Origin of the sequence: Desulforhopalus singaporensis (genome assembly GCF_900104445.1) — a bacterium.
Classification (GTDB): Bacteria; Desulfobacterota; Desulfobulbia; order Desulfobulbales; family Desulfocapsaceae; genus Desulforhopalus_A; species Desulforhopalus_A singaporensis.
Window position 1 is genome coordinate 1 of sequence record NZ_FNJI01000016.1, and the last position, 20,342, is coordinate 20,342.

Genomic DNA, 20,342 nt, shown 5'->3' on the forward strand with positions numbered 1-20,342 from the left:
ATCAGCAGATAATTACGGCGGTTGGCCTCAGACCCTACCTTGTGCACGCAACGGGCCGCCATGGGAACGGCCGAAACGCCGGCTGCGCCTATCAGCGGATTTATCTTTTCCCGCAAAAACAGATTCATGATTTTGGCCATGACCAGCCCCGCCGCCGTACTGACGATAAAGGCAAACAGTCCCAGGAAGAATATGAACAGGACCTTGGGGTTTAAAAACGCCGCCGCATTCATGGTCGCTCCAACGGACAATCCAAGGAAGATGGTTACGATATTCATCAGCTCGTTTGACGACGCCTTGGTGAGACGTTCAACCACTCCCGATTCCTTGAAAAGATTGCCCAGCATGAGCATCGAGATCAGCGGTGCGGCTGACGGCACCACCAGCATGATGGTCATGGCGGTGGTCAGCGGAAAACAGATCCGCTGCAGCTTGCTCACCGGACGCAGCCTGCTCATGGTAATCTTGCGTTCCTTGTCCGTGGTCAGCATTTTCATCATCGGCGGCTGGATAATCGGCACCAGCGCCATGTATGCATAAGCGGACACCGCGGTGGCTCCCAGCAGATGGGGTGCCAGCTTGGATGTCAGGTAGATGGTGGTCGGCCCGTCGGCGCCTCCGATGATGGCGATTGATCCAGCCTCGGGGAGATCAAAGCCAAACAGAATCGCGACGAAAAAAGTTACATACAGCCCCGCCTGGGCTCCGGCACCCAGAAGAAGAGTCTTCGGGTTGGCGATCAGGGGACCGAAATCGATCATCGCTCCCAGCCCCAGGAACACCAGCGGCGGAATAATGTCAAGTTCGATCCCGTAACGATAGAAAAACCAGATCAGCCCATGTTCAGGCTCCATCAGGTACGTCAGGGGCAGGTTGACAACCAGGATGCCAAACGCAATCGGCAACAGCAACAGTGGTTCATACTGCTTTTTTATGGCAAGATAGAGCAGCACGAAAGCGATAAACCACATCACCACATTGCCGCCTGTCAGGCTTATTGCACCGCTGGAGAAAACGAGGTCATTCAATATCTGGTACACGACTCCCCCTTTCACCCTTTGGCAGGTGCAGATTGATTTTCAGGCTTTGGCTCTGCCGGTCCCGCTGCCCTGCGACGCTCGATTACATCGATCACCCAGGTCGACGCCTGGGTCAGAAGCTGCACAATGAGCATCACCACAAAAACCCCTACGATACCGCTGCCGAATACTTCCAGAACTTTTGACCAGTCGGTTGCCATCTTTCCCCCCTCAGATGGTTTTGCCGTAGCTTTTGACGGCTTGATCCTTTATTTCTCTTACCTGTTCGGCACATCGCCCAGGGAGATCCCGGCGACGATTGTCTTCTGGATGTTGCTCGTACCCTCGACCACCCGCAGGGAATGCGCGTCGCGGAGAAAACGCTCGGCCGGATACTCCGTTGAATAGCCGTAGCTGCCGAAGATCTTCATGGTCTCCGACGCGGCATGTACCGCCGCTTCCGACGCGAAAAGCTTGGCCATGGAAGTCTGGTGCTGATTGGGCAGCCCCTGGTCCTTGAGCCATGCCGCCCGGTAAACCAGCAGCCTCGCCGCTTCATGTTCCGCTACCATATCGGCGATCTGTCCCTGGACAAGCTGATACGATCCTATCTTTTTGCCGAACTGGGTCCGCTCGTTGGCGTAGTCGATCGCCGCGGCGATGGCTCCCCCGGCGATCCCCAGGGCGCCCGCCGAACAGCTGATACGGGTGTTATTGAGCTGGAACATGCACACCTGGAAACCTTGTCCCACTTCTCCGAGAACCGAGTCCTTGGGAATGACGGCATGGTCAAACGAGATCTCGCCGGTTGGCGCGCAGTGCAGCCCGAGCTTCGTTTCAATCGGCGCGGTGACGATCCCCTCGTTGTCCTTGAGGTTGACGATGAAACAGGTCATGCCCTTATATTTCTTCGCTTTATCGGTATAGGCGTAGACCAGGCCGTAATCGCCGATATGGGCGTTGGAGATCCACATTTTCTGGCCGGTAAGCTCCCAGTGGTCGCCGCAGTCGACGGCGACGGTTCCCATCCCTGCCACGTCGGAACCGGAATTGGGCTCGGTGATGGCAAAAAAACCGTAGGAATCGGCGTTGACCCAGTCCGGGATAAACCGCTTTTTCTGCTCCTCGGTTCCAAACTTGTTAACCGTTACCGCCGGACCGATGTTCTGCATGTTAAAAGGCAGCCGCCAGGAACCGCTCACCTTGGCAATCTGCTCGGCGCAAATTACCGATTCGAGAAAACCGAAGCCGTTGCCGCCGTACTCTTCAGGGATGGCGCAGCCGAAAAAACCCAGTTCAGCCATCTTCTTGACGATTTCAGGGCGAAACTTGTGCTCCGCCTCATCCTCCTTGAGGGTGGGAAGAATTTCCTTTTCCGCAAAGTCCTTGGCCATTTCCTGCATCATCCGCTGTTCATCTGTGAACATGAAGTCCATTGTAATTTCCTCTCAATCCTTGACTGTTTGAACTTGTTGTTTTTAAGTCGTACTTTTGTCTTCAACTCCAGCAATCGTCAGGGAGCATCGCCACATGACCCAAGGGGTATTTTGGTGACACGGGGTGCGATTTTATTCCGCTTATGCGGCTGTTGTCGCAGGGTCTGCTATTTTCCCTTGGAATCGGCTTTTCGGTTGGTAAAAAAATGCGCTCACCGCCTCCAGGTGAAAGCACCTGGCCGGTCGCGCATATCCGTTACGTTGCTACCCGAGGAAAAGGCCGATCCGGCCCCGGTTACGACCAGGACCGAGACCGCGGATGTTGTATTGTGATCCACCGGACGGTTTTTACAATATCGTCCACCAGCGCGGTCCCGGTCAGGGTATTGCGCACATCATCGCTGCGTAGGATCAGGGTTGCGACACGGTCTTCCACCGACAGGGTCGCAGTAGCTTGGCCATGGGCCATGTCCCTGGCCAGCCCCCTGAATTCGTGAAATCTAAAAACTGCCCGCTTTTTCCCGCCGCAATATCATATGCACCTTGGTCGCTGCTGCTCAATTGCCCATTAATTTTGCCACGGTTTCCAATGCCGAAGCTGACACCTTTTCGTTAAAACGCGACCTGATCGCAAATTGAAGCATCTCCGAGGTAAACAACTTTTCCTTGTCGGCCAGGAATCCAAGAGATGCGAGCGCCCAGTCAGGTTTGCTGATCTTGTAACTTTTAAAGTCAATTTCATGGACTTCAGCGCCGGTGTCCGGGATCTCCACACTCTTTTCCTTCAGAACAAAAGTAGACGGAGACAGTGTTTTGAAGATATTTTTTCGCCTCTGAACCCCCTCTTCGCTGAGTGCCAGCACCACGGTGGGCGCTTTAATGCCCGCATATCCTATTTTTTCAGGAGAAATCAGAATTTCACTGACCGACTGTCCGCGAAGAACCGTGATATTGTAATCATTTTTCATGGAGACGTTCATCCCCGCGGACAGTCCTGCATAGCAGACAATATCTCCCGCAGTGACGATTCTCATCCCGGCGCTGCCGAGAATAACCACCTCCTGGGGTTCGGGTTTTTCCAAAGAGAACCGTTTCTCAATGGTCACAGGTTCCGGGAAATGTGTTTTTTCTGCCGCAAATTTTCGGTATAGCTCGCCATACTCAGGTCTTGCGTTCTTTTCTACCAGGCCGTTTCTCACCGGAAGATCGGCAATCATCTGATCGAGGATTTTGGGAGTGAGCTTATTTCTCTTGGTGTAACGTCCGGTACATAACCCCAGGGTCTCAACGACGGAAAATCCCTTGTGTCTGACAGCTTTGACAATATGCTCCGCCAGATCACTATCTTGTCCGGAACAGCGGTCGATCCAGGTTGCCCCGGCACTTTCCGCCACCGCACAGATATCAAGGGGAATCTCAGCCCGGTTCAGAAACTCGGACCCCGTTATTGCGTCCGCCGGTGTAGTGACGGAGTATTGTCCCCCCGTCATCCCGAAATTGAAATTGTTAAGGACTATCAGAGTGATGTCGGGATTTTTTCTACAGGAAGCAAGAACATGGGCACCGCCGATGCCCAACCCGCCGTCGCCCATGGTCACGATGACGTTAAGCTCGGGGTTAGCCAGCTTTAAACCGAAAGCATAGGTCAGGGCCCGGCCATGCAGACCGTGGAGTGCATGGACATTGAAAAAAGTATCAAACAGACCGGAGCAGCCGATGTCGCTGACAATCACCGTTTTGTCGGGTCGCAGACCGAGTTGCACCAAGGCTTTGTCGAGCCCTTGGGTGATTTTTTCGTGGGTACAGCCCGGACAGAAAACAGGCGGCCGGTTTACATTTAAAAAGCTATTCATTGCCAATGACCTCCATTATCTTTGATGGGGTGATCAACACCCCGTCCATCTGACCGTAAAAATCTATATTCTTATCCCTCAGCACCCTCCTGATTTCACCCACATACTGGCCTTGATTCATTTCTATCACGACAATACGGTTGAAAGGTTCCGCCTTTTTCCTGAGCAATTTTTCCGGGACCGGCCACAGGGTTTTCAGGGTGAGGGTGGATACCGGCTTGCCTTCCCGTTCGAGTTTGATTGCGGCATCTTCAACCGCTCTTGAGGTAACGCCATAACTGATCACCAGGGTGTCGGTCCCTTCTTTCATGGTCTCCTCAAAGAGCGTGATCCTCTCCTCGGCCTGCTCAATTTTATCTGCGAGCCGCTGCTGGGTGTTGGCAATCACTTCCGGGTCAATGGTAATATACCCGTCCGGCCCGTGGGTGGACGAGGTCTGCCTGACAAGCGTTTTGCCGCCGATGGGCAAGAACGGCGGAGCCATATTGGAGTCGGCGCTAAAGGGCAAATAGTCGCCGCCACCAAACATTTTCCGTTCGACAACCTTTGGAAGCCTTGCGGCACCCAGGTCGACGCTTTCCTTGGTCATCCCTATCTCCTTGTTGGACGCAATGAAAACGGGGCATCGAAACTCTTCGGCATAATTGAATGCATGAACGGTGAGGACATAGCAGTCCTGGACATCTTTGGGAGCCAGGACAATGACGGGAATCCCCCCGGTATTGCCCCATCGTAAAAACTGAATATCGCTGTCCGCTCCGCGGGTTGCCGAGCCCGTGGAAGGTCCCAGTCTCTGGACATCGGCAATCACCAGAGGAATTTCCCCGCCGATGCCAAAAGAAATCTGCTCACTGTAGAGGCTTATTCCCGGCCCGGATGTCGCGGTCAGCACTTTTCTGCCCGCCATGGATGCCCCGATGCAATATCCGATGGAGGCGATCTCATCTTCCCCCTGGATGCAGATCCCCCCCCTGGGAGGCAACATTTTCAGCATACTGTTAAAAATCGTTGTAGCCGGGGTAATCGGATAGCCGGCAAAGAAGTCGCATCCGGCGGCAATTGCCCCCCTGGCAATCGCTTCGTTCCCTTCCATAAATGATAAAGCCATCTGTATCTCCTCAGGTTTTTAACCTTTTCTGCGATTTAATCATAAATCTGATCAGATTTTTAATTAGATATGTGATCTGATAACAGATTACGAACAACTCTGTCAAGAGCAAAACCCTATTGCTGTTTATTCATTATAATGATTTTCGAAGATTTGAAAAAACCGTCTGTTTTTAATTGATTTTCCCGGGGGTACGGGATAATTATCTTCGCCATGGAGCAAAAGAAAAAATATAAAAAAAAGAGCAAGGAAGACTTCACCCGGGAAGCCTATATGGGCATCCGGCGCATGTTTTTCCTCAACGAGATCACTCCCGGCCAGAAAATTTCATACGCTGATCTCGCAAAACGGCTCAACATGAGCACCACACCTGTCATCCAGGCCCTGAAAAGGCTTGAGTTCCAGGGACTTGTCCGCCATGAACCCAACAAGGGCTACTACACGGAAGACATAAGTCTCAAAGAAATCACCGAGATCTACGAATTCAGGGAACTCATCGAACTGTCGCTGCTGCCCAAAGCCGTGTCCCGGATGACCGAGAGCCGGCTGAAAAAATTAAAAGGAGCGCTTGATAATCATCTGCAGGCGGTACGGGACATTTATCTCAAGGAGCGGCTGGTAAAGGACATGGAGTTTCATCTTGTCCTTGCCGAACTTTCAGGATGCACCATCCAGGTCAATGCGCTCAAATCCCTATTTGATCTCCTCTATTTAAAATACCCCGGCAATATCCTTTTCGTAACCCCGATGGAAAGCGCCGATTCGGACCATATCAAGCTGTACAACTACATTGCCGACGCAGATACCGAAAAAGCCCATAACGTACTCAAGCAGCACATTGCCAATGTCAAAAAACATGCGGTCATCAGCATTGAGAAAATCAACCGCCAAAAACATCTCGACTCGATTTAATCAGGCTTCATAGTCGAGCCGGGCCTGCTCAACTATCCGGTCAATCTCGTCCCGCACTGGTGGCGGCGGATAATCGCGTGGTTCAAGCTCCATCAGCTCAAGACATTTTTCAAGAGATACCGTGCGAATATCTCTGCTTCCATCCGCCTCCCACCTTTCCCAGTTCCTGCGTTCCAGAAGTTCCGGGTGCCAGAGCTCGTCACGGAAGTTTTTCATGGTGTGTTCGTGGGCCAGATACGTTCCCCCTGGTCCCACCGACCTGATCACCTCCAGAGCGATGTGATCGTCACCCACGGTTACGCCTTTATTAAACCGGTTAAGCGCCGTCATGCACTCGTTGCAGAAAACCAGATCGGCATAATCGACGACTATATCCATATCCAGCTGCATACTGTCCATGATATCGGCACCGCAGGAGGCCAGGGACGCAACCATGCCTGTTTCAAAGCCCGCCTGGGCATCAAGCGTCTTGGCATCCCTGAGCATAGCGGGCATGCGGATGGGCAGTTCCAAGGAGCGGCCCATTTGCGCCATGGCTACCTTGAGGGCTGCAAATTCAGGGCCGGCCATGGACACGTTGCCGCTTCTCATATCCATGCCGCGGGCAAAACTCGTATAGACAAACGGTGCTCCGGGACTGGTCAGCTGGCTCACGACCAGGCATGCCAGAATTTCGGCATGGGCCTGGGCAATAGTGCCGGCCATGGTTACCGGTGAGGTGGCTCCCAGGATCGGCCCTGAACTTACAATTGCGGGAATGTTCAGGCTGGCCATCTCGACCAGCGCCTCCAGCGACCCTGGATCGATCCCCAAGGGAGGAAGGGTAAGCACCCATCCGGAAATAGACGGACGCCTTCTAAACTGCTCCTCACCGCCGCAAGCCAGGGCGGCCATCCGGGCACTGTCCCGCACGCAACGCCCATCGAGAACCCCGCCCGTTATATGCTTTACACTGTTTTTGATACAGCTGGCCCAGGTGTACCAGTCATTGACCTTGCCGGGAATTTCCTGGGGCGTTACCAGTCCGCCGTTGACGCGAACAAAATCGAGCCGGTCCGCAATCCGAACCAGCTTTACCAAGTCCGTAGTGACAGCCGGTCTCTTGACCCCGGTGTGGGGGTCGATGACGTTTGTGGCCATGGTCATGCAGGCCAGGGCTGGATCGTGAGCAGCAAAAGAGACGTCAAACCGCGGATCACGGGCGAACAACACCACCTGGTCCCGTTTCGGAGCGGTCTTGATGGCCTGGCCGACCACTGCAGGGGGAATCTTGACAACATCACCGTCTATGGTACAGCCTGCGTCTTTGAGGCTGCTCTGCACTTTTTCCAAAGGCAGACGCATGCCGATTTCATGCAAAATAGACAGTGAGGCCTCCTGTATCTTTGCAATTTCTGTAGTGGATAGGACTTGGACCGCTGGTTTCATTGTAACCTCTTGTAAGTTAATTACAGCAGATAAACGGTTAGTTAACAGTTGACAGTCAAGGTTTAACTCCCGCCGGGAAAAGAAAAAAATTACTTTTCACGTCAGAGTTTCAGTTTATACCAAACGCTTTCGGCATGCCATCACCGACCTTTTCACCAGGGTCCGGGCAACATCCTTGCGGTACTCACTGCTGGCCCTGAGATCGGAAATAGGTGTGATTTCCTCGGCAGCCAGAGCTGCGCACGCATCGATGTTTTCGTCATTGAACCGTTTCCCGTCGAGGAAAGATTCAGCCTGCCTGACCCGCACCGGGGTTGGAGCGACCGACCCCAGGGCGATTCTCGTGTCCCTGCAGACACCGTCCACGACCCTGATACGTACCGCCGCCGAGACCACCGAGATGATCACGGCAGTACGCGTGCCGATTTTCCTGAACTCAGCAGCCTCGTTCTCTTTTTTTACCGGAACACAAATTCGGGTCAGCACCTGGCCCGGTTTCATGACATTTCTACCCGGACCGGTGAAGAAATCACACAGCGCCACCTCCTGCTCGCCTTCACCATCTTTAAGAGTCACTGAAGCATCAAGGGCCAGAAGCGGAGGCGCAGCGTCAGCCGCCGGTGACGACATGCAGATATTGCCGCCGATGGTAGCGCTGTTTCTCACCTGTAACGACGCCATCTGGGCGGCCGCCTGGGCAAGTACAGGTGCATGGGCCAGTATCTCGGGCGATTCGACCAGTTGCGTGAGTCTGGTACAGGCGCCGATGCGGACCATTCCGCCCTCGACTGTTATGCCGCTCAGTTCATCGATTTTTTTTATATCAATAACGTTGACACCATTCGCAAAAGTCCACCGTCCGGTACGGAGCGCCGGAATGAAGTCGGTACACCCGGCCACGATTTTAACCGGACCGCTGCACCCGCTGATCAGCGCCAGCAGCTCATCCATTTTCCCGGGCGAATGGTATTTTATTTCAGGCAACGCCCTGGAGCCTATAAAATTTTTCATAACAGATCCCCTTGTTTTCCCATGTTAACATCTCCGTCACCACCACTGGCCGCCATTCTTTGCCTGCTGGGCCTTTTTGACCGCATTGACGATATTGACATAGCCGGTGCATCGGCAGAGGTTTCCTTCCAGGCTTTTCCTGATCTGCTGATCGGTAAGTTCGATGTCACCTGCACCACTAATCAGGGCGTAGGAGTTCATCAGCATGCCCGGCGTACAAAATCCGCACTGGATCCCCAGTTCGGCGGTAAAAGCCTGCATCAGCGGGTGCGGCTGCCCCTGTCTCACCAAGCCTTCAGAGGTGAGAACCGTGGCCCCTTCCACCGATGCCGCCAGGATAAGGCACGAGTTCACCGGTTCACCGTCCAGCAGTACCGTGCAGGCGCCGCACTCCCCTTCCTCGCAGCTCCGGTGAACGCTCTGATATTCAGGCTGGCTCCTAAGGAGCTCAAGCAGAGTCTGTTTGGCATCGATTTCAAATGTTCGCTGCTGACCATTAATAGTTATATTGAGAAGCATTGTCATGTTACAGGTCTCCCTTGTTGGCGCTCATGGCTTGGTTGATCCACCTTCTCACTTTTTCAGGGGTTGCCGGCGAATCGTTGACCCTGACGTTAAAGCTGGACAGGGCATCTTCTATGGCATCGAGAATCACAGCCTTGCTGCCGATGATAGGGGCTTCCCCCATTCCCTTGGCTCCGGTTTCGGAAAACGGTGACGGCGTCTCAAGGTGGGCAATCTCAATATCCGGCGCTTCTACTGCGGTGGGTATCAGGTATGTCGAAAATGAGGTGTTTTTCAGCTGGCCGTCCAAGTCATAGTCCAAACACTCATACAGCGCCTCGCCGATTCCCTGGACGATGCCGCCATGGATCTGCCCATCGATAACCTGCTTGTTAATGATGGTACCGGCATCATGGACGTGGACATATTTCTTGATTTCGGTGACACCGGTATCCACGTCCACCTCCACCACGGCCACATCCGCCGACACGCAAAATGAAGTGTAAGACGATCCGCTTTCAGGTGTTGTCGGGCTGTACCAGGTGGTGGTCACGTCAAGGAGATGTTCATGGCGCTTCAGGATCTCCGGGTCGAGTCCCCTGGGGCCCGGAAAAAAGAAAACCTTGTTGGCGAACTCCTGATAAGTGAGGCGAATGTCCGGTGCAGCTGAAGAATAGACAAATCCGTCTTCCAGTACCACGTCATCCTGATCGGCCTTGAGCACCGAGGCGGCGCATTGAACGACTTTTTCCTTCAACAGCCTCGCCGCCTTGGCCACGGCGCTGGCAGGATAAACGGCGCCCCTGCTCGATAGGGGGCCCTGGCCGATGAAATCGGAGGTTACCTTCTTCACATGCACGGTCTCTTTTTTCACGCCGAGAATATCAGCCACAATGGTGGCATGACTTATTTCGGAGCCCTGGCCGATTTCGGTACGGTCGCTGTGGACTTCGACGCTGCCGTCCGGGGTGATGAGCACCCGCGCCTGGGTGATGCCGCCCATCTGGCAGTTGGGTACCGCGACCCCAGCCGGTTCGATAAAGGTGACCAGACCGATACCGAGATAACGGCCCCGGCCCTCGAGCTCGGACTTCAATGTCCGGTATTGATCGATATTCGCCAGCTCCATGGCCTTTTGCAGTACCGCCGGATAATCGCCGCTATCCAGGACATAGTTGTTGATCTGGTGGTAGGGGAATTCATCGGGCTGAATAAAATTCTTGAACCGAATTTCCTCAGGAGTCATGCCAAGGTGCCTGGCCACCTGGTTGACGGCGGCCTCTATAAACTTGATTCCCTTGTCTTTACCGTATCCCCTGTATGCACAGTAAAAAGATTTATTGGTAACCACACCGATGCCTTCCACATGCATGCCCACCCACTTGTACATATTGGTGGGAGCCGAGCAGGCAGGAAAAATACTCAGCGCCGCGATTCCCTTGTTGGTACTCTCAACGCCCAAGTCATGAACGACTTCCGCCTTGAGACCGAGCAGGGTGCCGTCGTTATTAAAGGCTATTTCACCCTCCCAGTAGACATCCCGCTGATGGGGGCCAGTGGTTATGAAATCGCGGTGGGGCTCCATCCACTTCACTGGGCGGCCGGTAAGTTTTGACGCCAGCGCGACGATATTCTCTTTCCAGGCGTGAATCTTGAGCCCGAAGGCGCCGCCGATGTCGACAGCGTTGATTTTAACTTTCGCTTCAGCTATGCCGAGGGTTGCGGCAATATTGTGCCGGGACAGGAACGGAGTCTGGAACGACCCCCACATTTCCAGGGTATCGTTTTTCCGGTCGTAGAGTCCCACGCACCCCCTGGGCTCAATAGGTACCCCCGTGACCCGCCCTTCCCTGTTGGTGACCTTCAGCACCTGGTCCGCCATATCAAAGGCCCTGGCGGGGTCTCCGAAATCGAAAACCAGATGGACCTGCTTGTTGTCTTCCCAGTCGTCGTACAGTTTGACGGCTCCTGGCTCAAGGGCCTGGGTGACGCTTGCGGTTACCTCAAGGAGGTCATACTCCACCTCGACAAGATCCGCTGCGATGCGGGCCTTGTCTTCATCTTCAGCGATGACTGCGGCCACCGGTTCCCCGAACCAGCGGACCCGGTCGGCGTCCATGGCATGAACATTGGCAAGCCGCCAGATCCATCCGGGATTCTTGAAATCGGCCTGTACCGGGAGGGGATTAGAATGCTCCATAACATCCCGGCCGGTAATGATTCTTACAACCCCGGGTACCTGCAGCGCCTTTTCCACGTTAATGGACACGATTTTGGCGTGACCATGGGGACTGCCGACAAACACCAGGTGGGCCATATTGCTGAACTCAAGATCGTCCGCGTACTGTCCTTTTCCCATGATGAGGCGATCTTCTCTTTTTTTCATACGATACTCTCCTTATTGCCTGCACCAACAAGCCGGGAACTGGGCTGCAGGCGTCCCCGGCCTTGCAGGCCGGATTGTTTTCTCAATTCATGGTACCGACAGTATCCGCTGCGGCGGCCATTCGTTGTTCCTGTTCGTCGTACAGGGCCTTAGCCATCTTCGGCCCCCCCCACAGGGTCGGCAGCATGATGAATCCCACCGGCACCGCAGTGATGACGATAAAAGACTGCAGGGCCCCTATTCCGCCGGATCCCATCTTTATCAGGATAGCAGCGGCCACCCCCATGGAGACCGCCCAGAAAACCCTCATGCTCCTGGGGGGATCGTCCTGGCCGGTAACGCAGATGGCCATGGACAGCGACATGGAATCACCAGTTGTGGCCAGAAAGATAAAAATCAGGGCGAGAAAAACCGGAGTCAGCAGCGAGGACAAAGGAAGCTGGCCAACGACCGCCAAAAGAGCCGCCGGCAATCCGGCCTCCTTGAGAGGACCGGAAATCACACCGGCGTTGCCAAGCTCGAAGAAAATGCCCGTCCCGCCAAGGATGGTGAACCAGAAATGGGTTGCCAGAGGAGCGATCACCCCCACGGCGATCATGATCTCCCTGATTGTTCTGCCGCGAGAAATCCGCGCCACCAGAACCGCCATCAGCGGGCCGTACCCCAGGAACCAGCCCCAGAAAAACACCGTCCACCAGGAAAGCCATCCGGTATCGCCCCGGAACAGGCTCAGGAAGGTAAAATCCTTGACATAGCTGCCCATGGCCTGGGTAAAGGTGTCGATGATAAATCCCCCGGGACCGATTACCAGGATCAAGGCCACCAGAGCCACGGTCAAAAGCACATTGATACGGCTCAGCAGCTGGATACCTTTGTGAATACCGGTGATGGCTGAAATTGTGTAAAGAATGACCAGGGCAATGATGATGGCCAGCTGGGTGACATAAGCATCGGGAATTGAAAACAGCTGATTCAAGGCATAACTGACCTGAAGTCCGAGGAAACCGATAGGGCCGATGGTGCCGGCGGCAACGGCCAGGATGGAACACCCCTCGGCCAGCTGTCCCAGGGTACTTGTCATAATCTTTTCCCCGAAAACCGGGTAGAGAAGCGCCCTCGCCTGGAGCGGATGCCCCTTGTGGTAATGGACATACATAAGGACCACGGCGCCCAGTGTTCCCAGGATGGACCAGGCGAGGAAACCCCAGTGCAGAAATGCCTGCTCCATGGCCGGTATAACCGCTGCTGTGGTACCCGCTTCAATTGCGCCAAACGCCGGCGGTGGACTGGTAAAATAGTACATGGGCTCGGCTGCCGACCAAAACACGCCGCCCCCGGCAAGCAGCGTACACATGATAATCGCCACCCACCTGAACGTGGACATTTCCGGAACGTCAGTGCCGCCCAGCCTGACTGATCCATATTTGGAAACCGCAAGCGCCATGGCAATGAAAAAGTTCAACAGCAGCAGCCACTGCCAGTAGGCGCCGAAATACTTGCAGGACAAGCCAAAATATTTATTTACCTGGCCTGACACAAAATCCGCATCGACCAGGGAAAGAATTACAAACAGAAGGAGCCCCCCCCCGCTAACCAGAAACACAGGCCACTCAATAGTCGACCATCCAAAGGTTTTATTGTCGGCAGTCTTGTCATCCATATCCTCTCCTTCAATCTATTGTTACTTGTAACGGGTTACACGCTATTGATAATAACTTGCCGGATCACGGAGGAAGCTCGCACCATTTCCATTTTCCCCATCGGTGCACTGTGCTTTATGCCCGGACCATGGTTATGGTTTTCTTCACCGGGCACACCGAATAACATCCTCCACAACCCACACAGTTTTCTTCCCTGACATATACGGTTTCATCGCCCTGCTGCATTGCTTCGGAAAAACAGGCTTTCAGGCACATGCCGCAATTTTTGCACAGTTCGGAATCAACGGTGGCTTTCTCGTGAGGCATGTCGGCATACTCCATGCAAGAATCCGTTGCGATCCCAAGCATCTGATCAATGGTCTCATACCCTTTTCTATCCATGAACTCCTCAAGGCCCCTGACCTGTTTTTCCAGCCATTCATAGCCGTAGCACATGACCGCGGAACACATCTGGACGATATGGGCACCGCTCATGATGAACATAACGATATCCCGCCAGTCATAGGCACCGTTGGTTCCGGTAATATCCAATTTGTCGCCCAGGGCCGTCCTGACCTCGTTGATCCAGCGCAGGGTCAGGGGCTTGGTCCAGGGACCGCCCACACCGGCCTTGCCGTAGATCTGCGGTTTGCCGGTCTCGATATCGGGAACAAATCCAATGAAGCGGTTCGTCAGGGTTACAGCTTTGGCGCCGGCTTTATGGAGCATATCGGAAAACAGTACCAGATCGGTCACCTGGGGCGTTACCTTGACGATCACCGGGACGCTGAGGGCATCGGCCACCTTCTGGGTAATTTCACACCCGTAGTCAAAATCCTGACCCACATTCATACCGGTCCGTACCCCCGGCATCAGCTTCGGGTGAGGGCATCCAAAGTTGAGTTCGATCAGCGGAACACCGCCGTCTTCCATCTGTTTGCCCAGGGTCACCCACCCATCAATGTCGGTGGAGGCGACACTGCCGATCACCACGGCGTCGTTTTGGGCAGCATAATCGACCGTCTCCCTGATCTCCTTCATGAAGTCCTCAGGCTGCTCCAGGGCCAGGCCGCTCCGGCTGTAAAGGCTGAAAGAACGGGGCACCTTGCCGTGACAGACTTCGTGCCTGTCGTTGAGAAACCGCCACTTGGCGCGCTGGGTCAGCTCTCTCATTGCCGGTGAATCGGTCATGGTCTTGGCGATCACCGCGCCGGCACCGGCGTCAATGCATTTTTTCATGTTCGCTGCATTAAGAGTAGGCTCGGCCGATGCAGCAGCCAGGGGATTCTTGAAATCCACACCACAAAAAGTAACTCGCGTATTTGCCATAATAACCTTCCTTGTTTATTTCTTGTTCTGCCCTAATGCCAATTCAGCATGCGCATTTGTTTAAAAAGTCCCTTCTTCCCGCAAGCCCGGGAAAAGTATCTCTGGCCTCGGCAACAGCCTGCGTATCGATCTCCGTTCGCACAATCATCTCCTGGTCACCGGCCCCGGCCAGCACCGTCCCCCACGGGTCGACAACCATGCTGTGGCCGACGAACTGGCTGCCACCGTTCAACCCGGCGGAATTGGCCGAGATGAGATAGCACTGGTTCTCAAGAGCTCGCACCCGGTTGAGCATCGACCAGGCCTCGAGCCTGGGAAACGGCCAGGCGGAACAGACCAGGAACATGTCAGCGCCTTTGTCGACCATGGCTCTGAACAGTTCGGGGAATCTGAGGTCAAAACAGGTGGCCAGCCCCAGGTTGCCAAAAACCGTTTTGGCAACCGCCACCTCCGTTCCCGGGGTGAGAAGCTGCGTCTCCCTGGAGTTGTATCCGAAAAGATGAATTTTCCGGTACTCCGCCACGATGGCGCCCTCGGGTGACAGCAGCAGGCTGGTGTTGTAGTAGCGGCCGTTTCTGTTCTCGACAAAACTGCCGGTGTGAATATAGGCGCCTTTCTTTTTCGCAAGCCCGCTCATCAGGGTCACGGTCGGACCGTCCAACTCTTCAGCTTCACCGACGTACCGGTCAAAACTCATGAACCCGATGTTCCAGATTTCCGGCAATATTATCAGGTCGGCATCGGAGCATGACTCAACAGCTATGGCCGCTTTTTCAAGGGTCTTTTCCTTGTCGTTTTCCACAACCGCCAGCTGAATAGAGGCAACTTTCATAGCATCATCTCCTGTGTTATCGTTGGGCCCGCTCTGCGTTATCCGACCATGTAATCCATCGGCTTGATATCGTAGCTGAATTCGAGGCTCCGATTGAGCCTGGTGTCGGTGAGCCTGCCGGAGAATCGGTCAGCGTAGATAAAAGCTTCGGTTTCCATCTTGACGGTACCGGAAAAAATCACCGTGTTGTTCAACGATCCTTTGACCGTCGAGCCTACGAAATCCATCAACTCCCGGGGACTCATCAGTAATCCCAGCCCACCCTTCTGGTAGAGAATTTCCCGGTTGTCTTTTGTGACCGTGCACTCCATGACCAGATCGTCCCAGTGATCTTCCACATCTGCCAGGTCCCAGACGGTCGGAGCCATCAGGTTCGGACAAATCTGCTTGGCCCTGGGTATATCCGTCTGTTCAAGTGCCCGGCAGGTATGGTCGCTCCCTATCCCCACATAAACCCTGCCGGTATCGTCCACCAGCAGGACATATTCGATCTCCCCCGAAGTTTCCCCGCCATAGACCTCAATCTCCGCAGCACAGGACAGCGTGTTGGCGATCACCGGATAAACCAGCGGTGTCTTCTCCGGAACGTCGATCCCCTTTGATCGGAGCTCTTCCAGATGATGCCTGACCTCCTCCTGATCCCTTCCTGTAAATCCCGCGTTCACCATCCGGTCGACGGTGTAGGAAACGGTTGTCGAGGAATCGATTTTCTGTACGGTTAGCCCTATATCCACAATGTTCCCCCTTTTATTTTTTGTAATATCTGATTTCGAAGGTGACACAACCGTTTGGAATACGGTAAGGACCGTGGGTCATTCCGGGGGGACGGCAGGCGTAATACCCGGGAAGATAGGTCTCTTTTTTCGCGATATCATAAAGGCTGCCTTCAACAAGCAGCACCTCTTCCCAGAAATCGTGAACCAGCGTTTCCGAGGTCTCTATCCCCGGAGGGAACTTGAGCATCCTGGTATAATCACCGGTTTCCGGATCAAGGCTGAGAATCTTCTCCTTGATTCCCAGGGTGTCTCCCTCGATATTTCGCCACTGGTACTCGGTATCGTAATCTTTGAATTCAATCTCCGGTTTAGGCATGATAGTCTCCTTCCTGTTTGATGTTATGGACGGCTTCTCTGCTGATAATCAGATGATTGTCCATCAGGTCCATGGCAAGTTGTGCATCTCCGATTTCAACTGCCGCCAGTATCGATTGGTGCTCCTTGATTACCTGTTCCATGCGGCCGCTGTTGCGAAGAGCCCTGAACCCCATGACATGTATGATATCGCGGATATCCCGCATGGTTTCCATGAGGTAGTTATTGTTCGCAAGTTTTGAAAAACTCAGGTGAAAGTCTTTGTCGGCTTCCATAAAGGCCACGGCATCCGCCGCGGTGACCGCTGCCCGCTGAAGTTCGATGCATTTTCCTGCAACCAACAGGTCAACCTCTTGGGCAGTTAAGCATATCTTTTTTATGGCAAAAAACTCCAACTCGGTCCTGATCTCAAATACGTCTTCAATGTCCTGGGCGGAGAAAGTGTTGAGCATCACCCCTTTCTGGGGCAGGAACCGGATCAAGTTTTTTGCCGATAATTCAAGCAGGGCTTCCCGGACAGGCGTTCGTGAAATCCCAAGAGTCTCCGCCAGCTTCTTTTCGTTGTAGATGACGTTTGCCTTCAGTTCGTTGGAGAGAATGGAGTTGCGGAGGGCATTCAGCGCCATTTTAGCAAGCGGTTCTGGTTTTCTCAGTTTTCGAAGGTCCATGGTAGTGGTCGCCGACGGGTTGCTTATTAAATACTGAATTGTAAATGCTCCATGTAGTATGTAGTATATTACTGTAGGGGTTTCGTCAAGCAATTTTTTTGCAAATGCAGCTGCAGACACCAGTTCACCCGGCAAAACCAAGGGGAAAAAGGTGCAAAGGATTTTCAAAGGGGCAGGCCCGCAGGTTGCGTCCCTCTATCGGCGAAAAACTTTATAAGGGGGGGGGAAATCTAAAAAAAAACCTTTTCCAGCACTGTCCTGTCATTTGTGCTGGAAAAGGTCTGGTTGTCGCAGGAAAATTTTGATCGAAGATCAGGGAAGATCTATTTCGGGCATTGTCTTGAGCACCGCCTGTTTGGTTGTCTCAAGATGGTTTTCCATCTTCTCCATGGCTTGACCAAGATCTCCCGAGGCCAGAGCGTGGAAAATCTGTTCGTGCTCAACGACCACCTCCTCCATCCGCTGATCAAGACTCAGCGCACGGTACCCCATCAAGTGCATGACATCCCTGATATCCCGCATGGTGTTAAACAGGTATTCATTCTCGGTAAGCTCGGTAAACCCGAGGTGGAACAACCGGTCAGCCGCCATGAAGGCCATGCGGTCGCCTTTTTTGACGGCACGCTTCTGGGTGGCCAGATGCTCCTCCAGACTACTCATGTCCAGCGTTTTGTAATTCTTCCATATCTTTTTTATGGAGAACAGTTCCAGCGCGCACCTGATCTCAAAAACGTCGTCGATATCTTTCTCCGAAAAGGTATTGAGGACTACCCCTTTCTGGGGCAGAAACCTGACCAGCTTCTTGGTTGCGAGTTCCAGCAGCGCCTCCCTTACCGGGGTACGCGATATGCCCAGCGATTCGGCAAGGCTTTTTTCATTGTAAACGGTTCCGATTTCCAGCTCGTTGTTCAATATGGAACGGCGCAGGGCGTTAAATGCCATTTTTGCCAGAGGTTCTGGTTTGTTTAGCTTGTTCAATCTCATTTGGCGACCCTCCTGTTGGAATGCTAAATAACCATTACCATACCACATTTTTAAAAAATGCGGCATCTAATGTTCTACATGCAGTCTACATTTTCAGTGGCCCATGAAACCATACCCAACGGCGAAACGGTACCTCCCAGGAAAAAAGAACAACCTCTTACTCCCCCTGCCGGCTCACTACTACCCGGATCATCACAACCTGACGTTCCACACCGCCTTGACCAGATCCCTGAGGAATTTAGGGATCCCCGAAATCATCAGGACTCCCGCCCCGGCGACAAGCATAAGGCGCATCGGCCATATCGGAGGGTCCCAGATGGTCCCCGACGTCAACCCCTGACTCAACGCCTCCCAGAACCAGAGCGAACTGTGCCATAAAAGAACGCCGCTGAAGAAAAACAGCAACAAATCTGTCACCAGAAGATCGAACCAGGCCCTGGTCCTGGTCCGCCACCGGCAATAGAAGACATCTACCCGGATATGCAGACCATGCCGCTGGGCATAGGCCCCCGTCATCAGGTAAATCGATCCGCACAGATACACCGTCATCTCAAGGCCCCAGGTTGTGGGGGCATTAAAAAAATATCGCATTACAAGCTCGTAACAGATCTGCAGCGTTGCCGCCAAAGCCAGAAACGAGAATATTTTCCCCTGCAGATCGCTGAACCGGTCAATGCCCCGGATAACTGTTTCGATAAAACGAAAATATCCGGTTTGCTCGACTGTCGAGCCACCTTGATATACCATGATTTACTCCTTTATTTAATCATCAGGTTGGGAAGCCATAGAATAATCTGGGGAAATATCATGCACAGAATAATGCCTACCAGCTGAAGCCCCATGTACGGCATGACCGACCGGTAGAGATCGGACATGGTCACATCCGGCGGCGCCACAGCCTTGAGATAGAAGATTGAATAACCGAAAGGCGGCGACAGATAGGCCACTTGCAGATTCAGGTTGAACATGACCCCGAACCAGAGAGGATCAAATCCCAGCTGGGTTATCACCGGAACAAAAATCGGCGCCAGCAGCACCGTGATTCCGATTATATCGAGCACCATCCCGAGAAACAGGAGAATCAGCTGGATAAGGATCAGTACCAGCCACGGGTTCAACGGCATGGAGATAAGGGCGTTCTGCACGAATCCCGCCCCTCCCCCCAGGGTGTACGTTGCTATGAACACCATGGCCCCGAATACGATCCACAGAATAAGACCGACGGTTTTCCCGGTTTCAAAAAGGGATTCGGCCAGATTCTTCCAGTTGAGCCGTTTACGGACCCAGGCACAGACCACCGCCCCCAGTGCGCCAACTCCGGCAGCTTCGCCAGGGGTGGCAATACCTCCGAAAATCGATCCCATCACCCCGAGAATCAACAGCAGCGGCAGGGTAAGAGATCTGATCATTGCCACTTTCCGGCCAATGGGAACGCTCCGCTCCTCTTTGGGTGCGGCGGGTCCTGCGGTAGGATCAAAGTAGCATTTGGTGAGGATATAGGCGATATAGAGGCCCCCGAACAGGAGTCCGGGGCCGACGCCGCCCATGAACAGCTTGCCGATCGATTCACCCACGGTGACGCCGTACACGATAAACATGATACTGGGCGGAACCAGAACCCCCAGAGCACCGCCGGCGACAATGGAACCCAGCGCCATATGCCGGTTATAGCCCCGTTCAAACATAAACGGCAGGGCTATCAGGCCGGTGATTGTGACATCGGCCCCGACCGTACCGATCATCGCCGCCAGGATGGTACAGAGAATAATGGTGGCAGCTGCGATCCCCCCTCTGAGACTGCCCACCCAGACCTGGATCGCCCTGAACAGGTCATGGGCGATCCCTGATTTCTGAAGCATGTTCCCCATGAACACAAACAGCGGGATGGCGATCATGCTGAAACTCCCCATGACATCCCAGATTCGCAGGACCACTATGGACATGGCATCGGAACCCCACAACAGATAGGCGAATATCAGCCCTAGGCTCCCCGTTGTCCATGCCAGCGGGATTCCCAGCGCAAGCAGGATGAAAAACATGGAGAACATCAATACGGTTAAAACTTCAGGACCCATATCATCTCCTCTGCCCCCGATACCCGGCCCCAGTCAGTAGCCCTTGAAAGGTAAGAGGAACTGCCT

Annotated in this window: 19 protein-coding genes and 1 pseudogene; 1 reads left to right on the forward strand and 19 read right to left on the reverse strand. The window is 53.7% G+C overall.

From position 1 onward, the window contains the following. The 6 genes and pseudogenes from BLQ17_RS11885 to BLQ17_RS11905 all read right to left on the reverse strand — a co-directional run. On the reverse strand, positions 1-1,040 hold a 1,040-nt coding region (locus BLQ17_RS11885), incomplete at its 3' end, for a sodium ion-translocating decarboxylase subunit beta (protein ID WP_281180528.1). A gap of 11 nt (positions 1,041-1,051) precedes the next feature. Continuing rightward, positions 1,052-1,240: a hypothetical protein gene (locus BLQ17_RS11890; RefSeq protein WP_092223109.1), complete on the reverse strand. Its 189-nt coding sequence runs from the start codon at positions 1,238-1,240 to the stop codon at positions 1,052-1,054. A gap of 57 nt (positions 1,241-1,297) precedes the next feature. Beyond that, entirely contained in the window at positions 1,298-2,455 is a 1,158-nt protein-coding gene (locus BLQ17_RS11895) for an acyl-CoA dehydrogenase family protein (RefSeq protein ID WP_092223110.1), read from the reverse strand. Between the two features lie 227 nt (positions 2,456-2,682). Then, a pseudogene (locus BLQ17_RS22620) lies at positions 2,683-2,924 on the reverse strand (enoyl-CoA hydratase); the annotation flags it as partial. Between the two features lie 88 nt (positions 2,925-3,012). Next, positions 3,013-4,308 carry a thiamine pyrophosphate-dependent enzyme gene (locus tag BLQ17_RS11900; RefSeq protein WP_092223112.1) on the reverse strand — a complete coding sequence of 432 codons (1,296 nt, stop codon included), beginning with the start codon at positions 4,306-4,308 and terminating at the stop codon, positions 3,013-3,015. Then, on the reverse strand, positions 4,301-5,416 hold the full coding sequence (locus tag BLQ17_RS11905) for a transketolase C-terminal domain-containing protein (protein ID WP_092223114.1): 1,116 nt from the start codon (positions 5,414-5,416) through the stop codon (positions 4,301-4,303). Before BLQ17_RS11905 ends, BLQ17_RS11900 begins: the two co-directional genes overlap by 8 nt. 213 nt (positions 5,417-5,629) lie before the next feature. On the opposite strand from BLQ17_RS11905, the gene BLQ17_RS11910 reads away from it, so the two are divergent. After that, entirely contained in the window at positions 5,630-6,328 is a 699-nt protein-coding gene (locus BLQ17_RS11910; protein WP_092223116.1) for a GntR family transcriptional regulator, read from the forward strand. Here BLQ17_RS11910 and BLQ17_RS11915 read toward each other — a convergent pair whose 3' ends face one another. The 13 genes from BLQ17_RS11915 to BLQ17_RS11980 form a co-directional block, all read right to left on the reverse strand. After that, a complete protein-coding gene (locus tag BLQ17_RS11915; RefSeq protein WP_092223118.1) occupies positions 6,329-7,756 on the reverse strand; it encodes a trimethylamine methyltransferase family protein in 1,428 nt (475 codons plus the stop codon). 114 nt (positions 7,757-7,870) lie between these two features. Next, the gene (locus tag BLQ17_RS11920) at positions 7,871-8,767 is read right to left on the reverse strand and encodes an FAD binding domain-containing protein (protein ID WP_092223120.1); all 897 of its coding nucleotides are present in this window, start codon (positions 8,765-8,767) and stop codon (positions 7,871-7,873) included. Positions 8,768-8,803: 36 nt separating this feature from the next. Further along, positions 8,804-9,292: a (2Fe-2S)-binding protein gene (locus BLQ17_RS11925; protein ID WP_092223122.1), complete on the reverse strand. Its 489-nt coding sequence runs from the start codon at positions 9,290-9,292 to the stop codon at positions 8,804-8,806. Position 9,293: 1 nt separating this feature from the next. After that, positions 9,294-11,657 carry a xanthine dehydrogenase family protein molybdopterin-binding subunit gene (locus BLQ17_RS11930; RefSeq protein ID WP_092223124.1) on the reverse strand — a complete coding sequence of 788 codons (2,364 nt, stop codon included), beginning with the start codon at positions 11,655-11,657 and terminating at the stop codon, positions 9,294-9,296. A gap of 82 nt (positions 11,658-11,739) precedes the next feature. Next, positions 11,740-13,317 carry a BCCT family transporter gene (locus BLQ17_RS11935; RefSeq protein WP_092223126.1) on the reverse strand — a complete coding sequence of 526 codons (1,578 nt, stop codon included), beginning with the start codon at positions 13,315-13,317 and terminating at the stop codon, positions 11,740-11,742. Positions 13,318-13,432: 115 nt separating this feature from the next. Beyond that, positions 13,433-14,626, reverse strand: a complete 1,194-nt coding sequence (locus BLQ17_RS11940) for a 4Fe-4S dicluster-binding protein (RefSeq protein ID WP_092223128.1) — start codon at positions 14,624-14,626, stop codon at positions 13,433-13,435. A 43-nt stretch (positions 14,627-14,669) separates the two neighbouring features. Continuing rightward, positions 14,670-15,458, reverse strand: coding sequence for a carbon-nitrogen family hydrolase (locus tag BLQ17_RS11945; protein ID WP_092223130.1), 789 nt, complete (start codon positions 15,456-15,458; stop codon positions 14,670-14,672). A 38-nt stretch (positions 15,459-15,496) separates the two neighbouring features. Further along, positions 15,497-16,192, reverse strand: a complete 696-nt coding sequence (locus BLQ17_RS11950) for a DUF2848 family protein (RefSeq protein WP_092223132.1) — start codon at positions 16,190-16,192, stop codon at positions 15,497-15,499. A gap of 13 nt (positions 16,193-16,205) precedes the next feature. Beyond that, positions 16,206-16,550 (reverse strand): cupin domain-containing protein, encoded by a 345-nt coding sequence (locus tag BLQ17_RS11955; RefSeq protein WP_092223134.1) that lies wholly within the window; start codon positions 16,548-16,550, stop codon positions 16,206-16,208. Continuing rightward, on the reverse strand, positions 16,543-17,217 hold the full coding sequence (locus BLQ17_RS11960) for a GntR family transcriptional regulator (RefSeq protein WP_092223136.1): 675 nt from the start codon (positions 17,215-17,217) through the stop codon (positions 16,543-16,545). The genes BLQ17_RS11955 and BLQ17_RS11960 overlap by 8 nt, the downstream gene beginning before the upstream one ends. 312 nt (positions 17,218-17,529) lie before the next feature. Further along, positions 17,530-18,201, reverse strand: coding sequence for a GntR family transcriptional regulator (locus tag BLQ17_RS11970; protein WP_176761196.1), 672 nt, complete (start codon positions 18,199-18,201; stop codon positions 17,530-17,532). Positions 18,202-18,393: 192 nt separating this feature from the next. After that, positions 18,394-18,948, reverse strand: coding sequence for a TRAP transporter small permease subunit (locus BLQ17_RS11975; protein WP_092223141.1), 555 nt, complete (start codon positions 18,946-18,948; stop codon positions 18,394-18,396). 11 nt (positions 18,949-18,959) lie between these two features. Then, the gene (locus BLQ17_RS11980; RefSeq protein WP_092223143.1) at positions 18,960-20,276 is read right to left on the reverse strand and encodes a TRAP transporter large permease; all 1,317 of its coding nucleotides are present in this window, start codon (positions 20,274-20,276) and stop codon (positions 18,960-18,962) included. Between the last annotated feature and the right edge of the window lie 66 nt (positions 20,277-20,342).